Source organism: Staphylococcus sp. 11262D007BW (genome assembly GCF_053547815.1).
The window spans coordinates 18,527-31,230 of sequence record NZ_JBPWPJ010000001.1; the positions used below are offsets into that span (position 1 = coordinate 18,527).

The following is a 12,704-nucleotide window of genomic DNA, read 5'->3' on the forward strand; positions in this document are numbered from 1 at the left end:
ATATATTTTAAGAATAAAGGTGTATACTATTTTTAGTTATTACGAATTAAGGAGGCATACACGTGCGCAAGAAATTACTAACAACGATGATAGGGACGTCTGCACTTTCAGCATTGGTAGCGATCGATGCGGATGCAGCAACAACTTATCGTGTAAAAGCAGGCGATTCACTCTGGTCAATTGCCAATCAATATGGTGTATCTATTGCACAAATTAAATCAGCCAATCAGCTTCAATCTAATCTTATTTTCCCAAATCAAGTGCTGAAGATTTCTAGTGGGGGAACGACGACCCAAACAACAACAAATCATACTAGCACGACAGTATATACCGTAAAAAGTGGAGACACTTTAGCCCAAATCGCATCACGATACGGGACTACGTATCAAAACATTATGCAGTTAAACGGTCTTACAAATTTCATCATTTACCCAGGACAACAATTAAAGGTAAAAGGTGTCGCAAGTAACACACAACCAGCACCAAGACCTAATACAAGTACGCCTGGATCGTATTATATTGTTCAACCAGGGGATTCGTTATCTCTAATTGCATCGAAATATGGCACAACGTATCAACATATTATGCAATTGAATGGCTTAAATAACTTTATGATTTATCCAGGACAACGATTAAAAGTCAGTGGAACAGCAACACAAACAGGTAATACAACTCCTAATACTGCACCATCAAATAATTATGGATCACCAGTATTTAATCATATGAATTATTACGATTGGGGTCAGTGTACGTGGCATGCCTTTAATAAGCGAAAAAATATAGGTAAGGGAATTAGTACTTATTGGGGAAATGCGAATACATGGGACGATAATGCCGCACGTGATGGTTATGTTATTGATAAGCGACCAACTGTAGGTGCCATTTTACAATCAGATATGGGTTATTTAGGACATGTGGCCTTCGTGGAACGTGTTAACAGCGATGGTAGTATTGTCGTTTCTGAAATGAACTACAGTGCAGCACCAGGCATTGAAACATATCGTACGATTCCTAGTTATTCTGTAGGAGCATTTAAGTATATTCATTAATGTAATTATCCATTAGGGTAGATACATACCTTAAAAACATATGTTATTAAAAAAGAATCCTAACTTGAGGGAGGTACTGTTGATACGTTTAGACAATCAACACGTGTGCCTTAACCTCGTTAGGATTCTTTTAATTGAGCGTGTTTGGGCGATTGGGTAAGCTTGCTTGTTGTGAGTAAAGGTACGCTTGCTCGCTTTCTTCCGCACTTTTGTATAATCCGGTTGCGCACTGCAAAACTCTCAACAAAAAGAGCGCCTCACTAAAACCAAAGAACGGTTTGAGTTCAGCGCTCGATTTTGTTCGAGTTCTGATCGCAGCACTTCGCACTTTGTTATAATCCGGCTCCCAATTGCAGGATTCTCGATAATACTACGTGACGCGCAAAAATCAAAGAGCGATTTTCTTTTTAAGAAAAGGTTCGCCTGCTCATTGTTATTCGCATGCATAACGTGCACTAATTTACTTCGCTCAAAGTGCACGTAATCACATCGAATCCTGAACGCAATTGTCCGCACTTTGTGTAATCCGGCTGCAGAAAGCTGTCCCCTCAACAAAAAGCCCAGGGCGCATCGTTACAAAGGTTCGCCTGCTCATTGTCATTCGCATGCATAAGAAACACTAATTCACTAAGTTCAAAGTGTTTCTAATTTAGCTTTCTGGGCGATTTTGCTCGGGGCCAACCCGCTTTCTCCCGCACTTTTTTAATCCAGCTTCGTGCTGCAAAACTCTCAACAAAAAGAGCGCCTCACTAAAACCAAAGAACGGTTTGAGTTCGACGCGCGATTTTGCTCGAGTTCTGACCGCAGCCCTCCGCACTCTACTATTTAAGTGCTTTGATTTTTTTGACTGATGAGATGATTTGACGGCTAAGTGAGAATAGTGACCATGCTTTGACAAGTTTGTTTTTTGAACGGAATGATAGGTATGTGTCTAATGTGACGTCTGCAAGGCCAATGATGATAGATGCGATGCTTAATTTTTTGTGCTTTGAACGATAGATGTATTGATTGTATAGATCGATGGTAATAGATGCTCCTGATAATACAGTTGATAATGTACTTAATCCAAATTTTGATTTTTTAGCCATAGATTAATGCTCCTTCTTAAATGATTATATGATTGTAGTATAACATTTCTCAAAAATGTGTCCTATACATATTGCTCAATAGAAGTTTGTAGTTCAGACTAGTACTAATGGATGAGATACTATTTAATGCATTTTGTAGAATACTTTGCTATAATAAACAAACAAATATTTATAAGTCTTTGTTATTTTGTTTAAAATTTATATAATTTTAGGCGAAAAATTCGCTGAGGAGTGATAATGATGAAACCTATTTCTAAAGTGGTTTTAGCGACAGGATTATCAGCAGGGATGCTTTTTGGAGGCGTAAGCGGTATTCAATCGGATCAACCAGCTCATGCTGCAACGCAACAAGAACAACCGTATTATTCGTATGAAGGCACTTTCAACTATAAAAACAACGATGCGTTACAAGATCAAAATTTTTATAATGCATTGAAACATAATAATTTTAATTACGAAGGACTGAAAGTAGGCCAATCAACATTACAAGATGTCAAAAACGTATTTGGTAATGACCTTAGAAAATATTATCAAGAAAAAGGCATCACATACTATGAGCAAAATGACATCATCATTGGTATTAAAGATGGCAAACTTGTGGATTTAACACTATTAGTCGACAAAGTGAATAATAGCGCAGAAGATATGGCAAAACATATCGATAACGGTGAAATTTATCGCACAGATACGACAAATGTAGCATTTTATTACGGTAATTCAGTAGTTATTAAAGATAAAAATTTATAAAGTGTAGTATATAAGGTAGGAAGTTAGGCAAGTTGAAATTGCCTAGCTTCCTTTTAGTTTATGTAAGTAAAGAAAAAAGAGTATGTATCAAAAAATAAAAGCGCTTTAAACTAGAAAGCTCTAATTTAAAGCGCTATTTACCATTAAATTTATCTTTCATCAAAGAAACGATTTAAATCGCCTTTATCAGCATCATACATCAGTGCTTCTTCAATATCGTCTTGTATTTTCATAACTTTTTGCTTTTCATAGAAAGGAACGATAATAGTAAAATCTCTACCTGCTTTTTGAATTGTTAAAGATGTTAGCATACCGCTACCAAAAACTAAACCACCAATAAGTATAAAGATAAGGGCACTGAAAAAGGAATTCCCGATACTTGCTAATGCGAATAGTATAATAACCGCACCAATCAACATTCTAAATACACTGTATTTACTACTTAATTGTGTTGAGCTGATATTTTTGAGTGGTATATTTTGAGCATCAGTACCTGCTGGAAATAACCCGAAAATAACATTAGAAGTAGATACCTTCACAAGTCGTTTGTCTATTGATAATTGACCTTTAATCCAAAAGAATAAAAGTGATATTGAAAATTCATAGTGTTTATTCATAAGCAACCTCCTTAAAGATTATCAAAGTTTTTAGCTTCTTCTTTTTTCTTTCTTTTATATTCATCTGTATCTTCGTATCGCTCAATATTACCGTCATCAGTATCTTTATCTAAGATAATTTTTGTATTTTTAGGAACCTCATTAATTAGAACGTTGCTATAATTGCTATTATTTTTTTCTGCAATTCCTGCAAATGTTTTCCCATTTATCGTATAAGGTCCAAAAGGTACTTGTTGATTTATAGGAAAATTAGTGAAATAATGAACCATCCTTTCGTCTTGTTGGTCCCACGTATATTTAGGTTCGTCGCTGAGTGGATCATTTTGTTTAATAGTATTAAAAGCGACACTATAGTTTTCAGAAATTAAATGGTTATTTTTAGTATAATAAGTTTTCTTAATTGCTTTAGGTTCATTGTTTATTTTGGAAGGGGATATATCTGATTCAATGAGACCTTCATTGTATTCATCTAGATTCATCTGTTGAAATTTCTCGAACTTTCGATGATTCGTTTCTACAGAATTCTGTGCTAATTTATCTAAGGTAAGATCTTCAATTGAATTTTGAGAAAAACCACCTTGTGGATTAAAATTATATCTAAAACCTTGGTTATTTTTAACGTTATAGATCCCTTCAATCCTTTCAGGTTCTTTAGCAATTTGTTTAAAATTATTTTCTAAATCATTACCACCTAAGTCATATCCAATTGAATCTTTGAAGTAATATACGAGATGCGTCTCTCCGTCATTAAATAGCTCACTAAACGTTGTCTCTTTTAATTTAGGAGTCTTTTTCTCTTCTTTTTGACTTGATTTACTATCATTTTGAGGTTTGTTTTGACTTTGTTGCTCATCAGCATCAGAAGAACAAGCTCCTAATATGAAAATCAAACTAGCAACGGTAATAAGCATAATTATCTTTTTCATAACTATCTCCAATCATTATCCATGAATCTTATTATTATAAGTGTATGTACAATGGTTTATTTAACTTTATTAAAAATTTCTGCATCGTCAGAGTCGTCATCTGGATCGTCAAATACCATTAAACGATCACCATCAGGTTTGAGGTACATTTGTTCACCTGCGTTTGATCCGTCTGGAAAGTTTACAACTAATAAATCGCTATTTTTATCACTTTTTTTGATTTTATCTGGTAATTCCATCTCCATACCATTCATACTCATTGTAGCTTGATCATCTTTAATTATTATTTTTAATTTCATATCTTCATCAGAGTTATTTTCCCATTCACCTTGAGCTTTTCTAAGAGCGCCTGTTGTACAAGCAGTTAAGATGATGGCCATAATTGGAATAAGGACTAAAAATTTCTTCATATAAAAACTCCTTTTATCATAATTTTTAAGTTCAGTCAGTGTGTGTTAAATGTATTACACATTAAAAATTGCGAATTAGGCTGATGGGGTTGTTAGCCCCCTTATGCTGTTTTGATTGATATATCATCGTTTGGAAGAGAACATGTCTGACCATAGCTCTTTTTCAGCATAATTAAGCCTAATCGCAATATAAGTGGTTTATTGATTATTAATACGTTTAAAATCGTTAATGTTTAGTTAATGTTCACCTTACTTTTGTTTTGAACGACGTTTGAAAGTTAAGAATGATCCAGCTGCGATAAATAGTGAAGCAATGATTGTGATCATTGTTGAGTTAGATGCTTCGCCACCTGTTTCAGGTAACATCGCTTGTTCTTGAGTTGCTTCTTCTTGTTGCGGTGCTGATGCTGTTTCTGCACCTGTATTATTAGCTTGTGTATTTACATTTTGTTCAGCTGATGGTGTTTGTTCTTGTGGTTGGTTCGTAGCTTCTGTTGCGTCATTGTTAAATTGGTGCTTATCGGCTTGATAATCTAAAACTTCTCCTGTAATGTTGTTAACGAATATACCACTAGGGCCGTTATGACCTTCTTCACCAAAATAAACTGGAGTGTATCCCTCTGGGCCAGATGCTTCACGGTAAATACCATAACTATCTGGCATGATTAACTGGATATTAGTGTTATCGAAATATTCTTTTGCAATACTTTCAATTTGTGCGTCTGATAATTCATTTTCTGCTGCGTTTGCTTCATTTGCATTGATACCTGTGAATAATAATGTGCTTGCGAATGCTGTTGTAGCTAATAAACCGACTTTTTTCATAAATATTCCTCCTATAAATGATTAAGTATTGTTTTAAGTTTTAATTACTTATTATGTGCGCGGCGTTTTAAAGTAATGCCTAAACCTGAAAGGATAAGTAACATACCATCAAACATAGCAATCATGCTTTGACTGTTTTCGCCTGTTTCAGGTAACATCGCTTGTTCTTGCTCTGGACTTTGTTGATTGTTTGATGCATTTACATTAGCCATTGCTGCATCATTGTTGTTAGGTTGTTCTGGTTGTGGATTTTGAGCTGGCGCCTCTTGTGTTGCTTCATCTAATGGGTATTGTCCAATTTCTTCATAATCAGACATACCTCCTCGTCTTTCTACTGTGCCATCTTTGTAAATACGTGCAGACCCTGAACCAATACCTGATTTGTTGTTAGCTGTTACTTCGTAGTAGTCACCCTTATCTTGAGGTTCACCATAGTTGAGTAACTCAGTATTGTCGCCGTAATTGTCTTGTACTGCTTTAATCATGTTGACAGCGTTTGTTTCGTTAACCTCACTTGCTGCTTGTGCATCGTTTGAGACAACTTGGGGTACTAGTAATAAACCCGCTAACGCTGTTGTTCCTAAAATACCAACTTTTTTCATCCTAAACCCTCCATAATATTAAAATTTTTATATTTAACCTCTCTAGTTAGAAGTAAAATATAAAAGATCGTAACGTGAGATACATGATAAGACCTCCTTTTATATGATTGAGGGGCTAGGACATAAAGCGTTAATGCTCTGGAAAACCGATTAACGGTGTCCCAAAAGCAGGATTTTCGGCAGAAAGTTCACGATTCGCCAAAATTCGAAAAAACAATTTTAGCTTTTCGTTCGCTTCTGCTCAAATCCTGAGCGCTTTTGTCCCAACCTCTGTTTGATTTAAAAAGATTTGGTCATATAGATCATTTGAAGTTTAATAAATTCTGTAGTAAATTGACCGAATAAGTAATCTGGTGAAATTAAACGTACAGATTTTCGATACATAAAACAGAGATTGATGGCACTAGATGGTGTGATTTGTATTTTCACTTCTACGCTATTTGCCTTTGATTTAACTCTGAGAATGTTATATTGCTGTTTTAGTAATTGATATAATTGGTATGTCATTTCAAATGTGGCTGTAATGACGTTTTCGTTATTTTGAGCACCACTTTGGTCACTCACATAATAGTTATGTGTTTTATGTTCATAGAGTAAGAGTTGTTGATTATCTCTTAAGAAGGAACGAATGTCTTCTAAATCTCTTTGTATTGAACGAGGGTGTTCCTCTAATTCCTTAGAAAGTTCTTTGACGTTGACGTGATTGTTGTTAAGTAATTTGGAATAAATGCTTAACACTCGTTTTACCTTGCTTCCCATTGAGTTGCCTCCCTTACGAAGTCATTATACGAAAAAGACACGACGGTTAATGTCGTGTCTCAATAAATGTGTAAATTTATTATTATCGTTATTGTTGTTATAGTTTTAGGGCCTAAATGCTACTAAGTTTCAAGTTTGTGCGTGCTAAAAAATGTCGTTTGAGCACAAATTACAGTACGTGATGATAATAAGATTGAATGAGGTACCAATCTTGAAGTTCATAATGATTAAGCGCTATCATTGTGAGTTCATTTTGTTGTTTACTTGTACAACGAATATGCTGATAGAGTGTTTGAAATAGAAGATTGATCGCATTAATTTCTTGTTGAGTGGCTCTTTTTTCGTTGATTTTTTGACACATTAAAGCGACTTGTAGTGGATCTTTGTTGAAGTCTCGAATTTTATTTGTAATGTGTTGATACATCCGTTTTGATGCCTCCTTTTATTATTCTCACCATTCAACCTAATCAGGCTGATTTGAATCAGCCTGATTTTTTAAAAATGTGGGAGAGGCACTGTTTGTAGTAGGAGGCGAAAATTAAAAGTATATGTCTGTAAAAGGGGGATTAAGTAGGGGGTTGCTCTTTAAAGGTAGAAGTTGGCATAAAAGTAGTGTGACGTTGTTCAAGTCTTACATTGGAGAAAACAATGTAAGACTTGAACAACGATTGGGTATTTTTAAATGGATTTAGAACTGATAATAAATTAAGAAGGGAGTATAAGTGTGATTTGGAATGAACACGTTCGAACGTAGGTGAGTTACGTGTTCAGCGCGCATGCGAGTAAGAAGCGAGCATGCGCGGTTTATACAAAAAGACCCGCCCCTCTCGTAAAATTTAAAAATTTTAACGAGAGGGGCGGGTCTGCCGAAATTTTGGTTTTAAAAGAAGTAAGACATAGCAATCTATTGATTTTCTACGTCTTACTTCTTTTTTACTTTACTCAATATATTGTTTTAAGTGTTTAGCCGTCACAGAGTCTTTAACATTTAATAGATCATGAGGGTTGCTACTAAAGAGTATATGACCGCCATTGGTTCCAGCGCCAGGACCGACATCAACAATCCAATCAGCTTGTGTCATCATTGTTAAATTATGTTCAATGAGTATCACCGTATTGCCTTGGTCGATAAGGTCATCAAAACGACGTTGTAAAATAGGGATATCATCTTCGTGTAAACCAGTCGTCGGTTCGTCAAAGATAAATACTTTGCCTGATGTTGTTTCGGTAAGGTATCGACTTAACTTAACCCGTTGAATTTCACCGCCAGATAGTGTATCGAGGGATTGTCCGAGTGTCATATAATATAAACCAGTCGATTGTAGGGCTTTCAAATGAGATACAATTTTGTCTTTGTCTTCAAATAAAGCAATTGCTTCTTCTACTGTTAAAGAAAGCACATCGGCAATAGAGTAACCATCTACTGTAGCTTCGAGTACTTCTGGTTTATAACGCGTACCTTGACACACTTCGCACGTTTGAGAAAAGTCAGGCATGAAAGCCAGTTCAGTTTTAAGTACGCCTTTACCATTACAATTTGGACAAGCACCTTCAGAGTTATAACTGAATAAACTTTTCTTTAATCCTGTCTTTTGACTAAAAAATGCACGCACATCATCAAAAATATCCATATATGTCAGTAGATTAGAGCGATTAGATGCGTGAATTGGTTTTTGATCAATAAAAATAGCGTCTTCTTTATTTTCAAATCCTGCACGAATTAAAGAACTTTTCCCTGAACCAGCGACACCAGTGATGACGGATATCGCATTTTGAGGTAGAGAGACCGATACGTTGTGTAAATTATTGCGCGTGAGGTCTTTTAAAGTCATCCAATCATAACGTTCTCGATCTACATCATTTTTCAGTTGATGTGTACGTTTGAGCGCACGACTCGTATCAGTATTGGATTGTAATAAAGCGTTGTAATCCCCTTCGAAAATGACTTCTCCGCCATTTTTACCTGCTTGAGGTCCAATGTCGATAATATGGTCTGCAATTTTAATAACATCAGGATCGTGTTCGACGATAATGACGCTATTGCCTTTATCTCGAATATTGAGCATAATATCATTAATTTTTTCAATATCTTCTGGATGAAGTCCGACACTTGGTTCATCAATAATATATAACAAATCAGTAAGCGGACTGTTTAAATGACGAATGAGTTTAATACGTTGAGACTCACCGCCAGATAGTGTAGTCGTTTCTCGGCCAAGTGTTAAATAGTTCAAGCCAATGTGATTTAACGCCTTAAGTTGTTGAAGCAATGGCTCAATAATATTTGCGGCTTTCTCACTTTGGATTTGTTCAAGGAAAGGGATGGTTTCTTCAATGGTGAGATCCGTAAATTCTGCGATGTTCATCCCATTAATCGTTGAACTAAGAACTTTTTGGTTCAAACGTTGACCATGACAAGTTGGACATTCATGTTTAGAAACGACGCGTTGTACATCTTTTAAAAAGCGTTTTTTCTCAAAGTTGTCATTCAGTAAAAATGAACGGCGGAATCTGTGTATTAACCCTTCAAATTTAGCTGTTCTTGGCCACTCAGGTGGTGGATTTTTCAATTTAGTTGGTTCTGTATATAAAAAGGTATCTAGTTCTTCTTTAGTATAATCTTTCAATTTTTTATCATTATCAAACAAACCAGAATAGCGATAACGTTTACCACGCCAACTATCAGGTTTAAATGAAGGGAATTTAATTGCATCTTCATTGAGTGATTTATCAAAATCAAGCAATTCATTGAGATCAATATCTTCAACATAGCCCAAACCTTGGCACGTTTCGCACATGCCATTTGGATTGTTGAAAGAGTACACGTCGGAATAGCCGACAAAAGGCTCTCCAATACGAGACCATAATAGTCGCACACTCGAATAAATATCAGAAATAGTGCCAACGGTTGAACGAGAGTTGCCGCCCAATCGTTTTTGGTTAATGACCATTGCGACAGGTAAGTTATGAATACCATCAACATCTGGTTTTTCATATTGTGTCAGTTGATGTTGAATATAGCTTGAATAAGTTTCATTGAGTAAACGTTGGGACTCAGCTGCAATCGTATTAAACACAAGAGACGATTTACCTGAACCTGAGCGCCCTGTTACAACGGTTAATTGATATTTAGGTATCGAGACATCAATGTTTTTTAAATTATTTTGACGCGCCCCAATAATTTGAATATCTTGCATAATGTGTCACCTCTTGATTAAATGTTTACCCTATTTTCAAAGGATGATACAAATTAATCCGTCTCCTCTGATGATCGATCAGACGGAATATGAAATGGTACTTTGTGTACATTTTTAACGAGCCAAGCTGTGATGAAAGCTGTAATGGGAATACATACTGCAATCGCAATACCACCTAATACAATGGTAATTAACTCCTGAACAAATAATTTGGCATTGATTAAATGACCAAGTGAATAATTAAGGTTAAAAAACCAAAAAACAGTCGTAATCGAACCACCAAATAACGCTAAATAGATTGTATTTGCGGAAGTCGCTAATATCTCGCGACCAACACGCATGCCTGATAAGAATAGGGCTTTTTGAGATAACGTGCGATTGGTTGTATAAAGTTCGTAAATCGGCGAGCTAATCGTAATGGCCAAGTCAATGACAGCTGCAATCACGGCTAAAATGACAGTGAAAATCATAAACTGTTCCATATCTAAACCAATATTTAGAGAAAAAATATAAGTTTCATCCTGTTCTTCCGTTGTAAAACCTTGTAAATGACCTAAATGAACAGAAGCATAAATGCTACCAATCATCAAAATAGTAGTGACGATACTGGATACAAAGGCAGCCACTGTCTTGATATTGAATTGATTAAGGACAAATAAGTTGACCGCTGTAATGACGATACAAAACAAGAACGTCACAATATAAATAGGTACACCAAAAATCATTAAAATAATCGCAACGATTAAAATGACAAAGTTTAAAAAGAGTGTCATGAAAGAGATGAATCCTGTTTTGCCTCCAAGAATAATCATTAATATGAATAAAATGAGGCCTAAAATTAAAATGGCATTCATTCAGATCTCACCCCTTTCCAAGATTTCCATATATTCATCAGCATGATTGTAATTGGAATGGTCAATACAATGCCGATACCGCCTGTTATTGCCCGGGTTATTTCCAGTGACCAATTCATAGAGATACTATAAGTTAACGTATTACCGTTTTTTAAATACACGAGTAACATAGGTAATGCGCCTGCAAGGTAAGAAAATAGTAAAATATTGGTCATTGTGCCCATAATGTCACGGCCAATGTTGCGACCTGCTTGAATCCAACGGCGTGTAGATATGTGAGGGGACCGCCATAAAATTTCAGCCATCCCACTTGAGATAGTGATAGCTACATCCATCACAGCACCGAGCGTACCAATAAGCATGGAGGCAAAGAAAATCATCTGGGGTTGAATGGTTAAGAAATTCATCGTTTCATATTTAATACCTTGACTGTCTGTCAGCGCGATGACTGCCCATGTTATACCAATACAAAGAAAAGTGCCGATGAGTGTGCTGAGTGTTGTAATAATGGTGCGTTTTGTTAAGCCGATCACGAGAACAAGCGTTAAAATAGTGGCGAAAATCACAGCCACGGACATTAACAAGAAAAGATTGAGATTTGGATACCATTGATAGATCGCCATAGCCAATAATATCGCTAATGTATTGATAACGAGTGAGGCGATAGACTGTAACCCCACGCGTTTACCTACAATAAGTAGTGCGATAAAAAAGATACTTAGTGTCAACACGACGAGCGTGTCTCTCTTTTTCTCAGTAATATAAGTAGATTCATCAGAGTCGCCAATATGTAATAAAACTTGGTCACCGACTTGATAGGCCTGTGTTTCAGATTTAGAGGCGTTATAGCGATGTGTGACGGTGACTGTTTGATCTTTTTGAGCTGTATTGAGCAGTTGAATGTTTAAAGTATCCGTATACATCACATCGGTATTATTATGTTCATCGGTCGTTTGTTCGCTTTGATGAGCGCGAATATCTGTAATTTTCCCTAATGGTGTGTGATAAAATTGAGCATTCCATTTAGTGAAAAGTACACAAGCTATCGCAATGATAATACTAGCTAAAATGATGTATGTCCAAGTTTGTTTAAACAGTTGAGTACGCATTGTATCAAGCTCCTTAATGATAGGCCGTATATTGTTGGATGTGCTCAATAAGAATATGAATCACATCACTTAATAAAGGTTTTTAAAGTGTTTTTCGAGACGCGTTTTTGAAATATGTATGAGTTAAAGACACTTCGTTCTATTGTTCATTTCGACTATATAAGTTCAAGTAGGTTGGTGCAAGTATGAAACATGTAAGTTGACTATATCTTTAAAGAAATTACTTTGCTGCTAGAACACTTATAAGTATTTTAGGCACATAAAGGTGTAAAAGTAGTTTGCGTCCACGTTGATATTCAGAGATAAAAACTTTGTGTAATTTTTGTAAATAAACTGTTGACATTGTTATCGAGTTATAATATTATATTTATTGTGCTCGAAACAAGGAGGAATACCCAAGTCCGGCTGAAGGGATCGGTCTTGAAAACCGACAGGGGCTTAACGGCCCGCGGGGGTTCGAATCCCTCTTCCTCCGCCATTATAAGTAAAATCCAAGACTAATAGATATAAAAGCCAAATGT

At 35.8% G+C, this 12,704-nt stretch carries 13 protein-coding genes and 1 tRNA gene; 3 read left to right on the forward strand and 11 right to left on the reverse strand.

Going from position 1 to position 12,704, the window contains the following annotated elements:
• The first annotated feature begins 62 nt into the window (after positions 1–62).
• Positions 63–1,049: a LysM peptidoglycan-binding domain-containing protein gene (locus ACEE93_RS00100; protein ID WP_449154577.1), complete on the forward strand. Its 987-nt coding sequence runs from the start codon at positions 63–65 to the stop codon at positions 1,047–1,049.
• Positions 1,050–1,870: 821 nt separating this feature from the next.
• Here ACEE93_RS00100 and ACEE93_RS00105 read toward each other — a convergent pair.
• Positions 1,871–2,137, reverse strand: coding sequence for a hypothetical protein (locus ACEE93_RS00105; RefSeq protein ID WP_449154578.1), 267 nt, complete (start codon positions 2,135–2,137; stop codon positions 1,871–1,873).
• A gap of 240 nt (positions 2,138–2,377) precedes the next feature.
• Between ACEE93_RS00105 and isaB the strand changes: the two genes are divergently transcribed.
• Positions 2,378–2,884 carry an immunodominant staphylococcal antigen IsaB family protein gene (gene isaB, locus ACEE93_RS00110; protein WP_449154579.1) on the forward strand — a complete coding sequence of 169 codons (507 nt, stop codon included), beginning with the start codon at positions 2,378–2,380 and terminating at the stop codon, positions 2,882–2,884.
• Between the two features lie 149 nt (positions 2,885–3,033).
• Here isaB and ACEE93_RS00115 read toward each other — a convergent pair whose 3' ends face one another.
• From ACEE93_RS00115 to ACEE93_RS00160, 10 genes are all read right to left on the reverse strand, one after another.
• A complete protein-coding gene (locus ACEE93_RS00115; RefSeq protein WP_449154580.1) occupies positions 3,034–3,501 on the reverse strand; it encodes a hypothetical protein in 468 nt (155 codons plus the stop codon).
• A gap of 11 nt (positions 3,502–3,512) precedes the next feature.
• Positions 3,513–4,427: a hypothetical protein gene (locus ACEE93_RS00120; RefSeq protein ID WP_449156324.1), complete on the reverse strand. Its 915-nt coding sequence runs from the start codon at positions 4,425–4,427 to the stop codon at positions 3,513–3,515.
• Between the two features lie 56 nt (positions 4,428–4,483).
• Positions 4,484–4,837 carry a hypothetical protein gene (locus ACEE93_RS00125; protein ID WP_449154582.1) on the reverse strand — a complete coding sequence of 118 codons (354 nt, stop codon included), beginning with the start codon at positions 4,835–4,837 and terminating at the stop codon, positions 4,484–4,486.
• 249 nt (positions 4,838–5,086) lie between these two features.
• A complete protein-coding gene (locus tag ACEE93_RS00130; RefSeq protein WP_449154583.1) occupies positions 5,087–5,662 on the reverse strand; it encodes an LPXTG cell wall anchor domain-containing protein in 576 nt (191 codons plus the stop codon).
• A 44-nt stretch (positions 5,663–5,706) separates the two neighbouring features.
• The gene (locus tag ACEE93_RS00135; RefSeq protein WP_449154584.1) at positions 5,707–6,264 is read right to left on the reverse strand and encodes an LPXTG cell wall anchor domain-containing protein; all 558 of its coding nucleotides are present in this window, start codon (positions 6,262–6,264) and stop codon (positions 5,707–5,709) included.
• 279 nt (positions 6,265–6,543) lie between these two features.
• Positions 6,544–7,023 carry a transcriptional regulator gene (locus ACEE93_RS00140; protein WP_449154585.1) on the reverse strand — a complete coding sequence of 160 codons (480 nt, stop codon included), beginning with the start codon at positions 7,021–7,023 and terminating at the stop codon, positions 6,544–6,546.
• A 169-nt stretch (positions 7,024–7,192) separates the two neighbouring features.
• Positions 7,193–7,447 (reverse strand): hypothetical protein, encoded by a 255-nt coding sequence (locus ACEE93_RS00145; protein WP_449154586.1) that lies wholly within the window; start codon positions 7,445–7,447, stop codon positions 7,193–7,195.
• 514 nt (positions 7,448–7,961) lie between these two features.
• The gene (locus ACEE93_RS00150) at positions 7,962–10,220 is read right to left on the reverse strand and encodes an ATP-binding cassette domain-containing protein (RefSeq protein ID WP_449156325.1); all 2,259 of its coding nucleotides are present in this window, start codon (positions 10,218–10,220) and stop codon (positions 7,962–7,964) included.
• 53 nt (positions 10,221–10,273) lie between these two features.
• Positions 10,274–11,074, reverse strand: a complete 801-nt coding sequence (locus ACEE93_RS00155) for a YibE/F family protein (protein WP_449156326.1) — start codon at positions 11,072–11,074, stop codon at positions 10,274–10,276.
• Positions 11,071–12,183: a YibE/F family protein gene (locus ACEE93_RS00160; RefSeq protein WP_449154589.1), complete on the reverse strand. Its 1,113-nt coding sequence runs from the start codon at positions 12,181–12,183 to the stop codon at positions 11,071–11,073. The genes ACEE93_RS00155 and ACEE93_RS00160 overlap by 4 nt, the downstream gene beginning before the upstream one ends.
• A gap of 385 nt (positions 12,184–12,568) precedes the next feature.
• Here ACEE93_RS00160 and ACEE93_RS00165 point away from each other — a divergent pair.
• A tRNA-Ser gene (locus ACEE93_RS00165) sits at positions 12,569–12,661 on the forward strand.
• Positions 12,662–12,704 lie beyond the last annotated feature (43 nt).

What these genes read in the sequence shown, in the direction of transcription:
- ACEE93_RS00105 (WP_449154578.1), bottom strand. Translation starts at nt 2,137, where the DNA reads ATGGCTAAAAAATCAAAATTTGGATTAAGTACATTATCAACTGTATTA.
- isaB (WP_449154579.1), top strand. Translation starts at nt 2,378, where the DNA reads ATGAAACCTATTTCTAAAGTGGTTTTAGCGACAGGATTATCAGCAGGG.
- ACEE93_RS00115 (WP_449154580.1), bottom strand. Translation starts at nt 3,501, where the DNA reads ATGAATAAACACTATGAATTTTCAATATCACTTTTATTCTTTTGGATT.
- ACEE93_RS00120 (WP_449156324.1), bottom strand. Translation starts at nt 4,427, where the DNA reads ATGAAAAAGATAATTATGCTTATTACCGTTGCTAGTTTGATTTTCATA.
- ACEE93_RS00125 (WP_449154582.1), bottom strand. Translation starts at nt 4,837, where the DNA reads ATGAAGAAATTTTTAGTCCTTATTCCAATTATGGCCATCATCTTAACT.
- ACEE93_RS00130 (WP_449154583.1), bottom strand. Translation starts at nt 5,662, where the DNA reads ATGAAAAAAGTCGGTTTATTAGCTACAACAGCATTCGCAAGCACATTA.
- ACEE93_RS00135 (WP_449154584.1), bottom strand. Translation starts at nt 6,264, where the DNA reads ATGAAAAAAGTTGGTATTTTAGGAACAACAGCGTTAGCGGGTTTATTA.
- ACEE93_RS00140 (WP_449154585.1), bottom strand. Translation starts at nt 7,023, where the DNA reads ATGGGAAGCAAGGTAAAACGAGTGTTAAGCATTTATTCCAAATTACTT.
- ACEE93_RS00145 (WP_449154586.1), bottom strand. Translation starts at nt 7,447, where the DNA reads ATGTATCAACACATTACAAATAAAATTCGAGACTTCAACAAAGATCCA.
- ACEE93_RS00150 (WP_449156325.1), bottom strand. Translation starts at nt 10,220, where the DNA reads ATGCAAGATATTCAAATTATTGGGGCGCGTCAAAATAATTTAAAAAAC.
- ACEE93_RS00155 (WP_449156326.1), bottom strand. Translation starts at nt 11,074, where the DNA reads ATGAATGCCATTTTAATTTTAGGCCTCATTTTATTCATATTAATGATT.
- ACEE93_RS00160 (WP_449154589.1), bottom strand. Translation starts at nt 12,183, where the DNA reads ATGCGTACTCAACTGTTTAAACAAACTTGGACATACATCATTTTAGCT.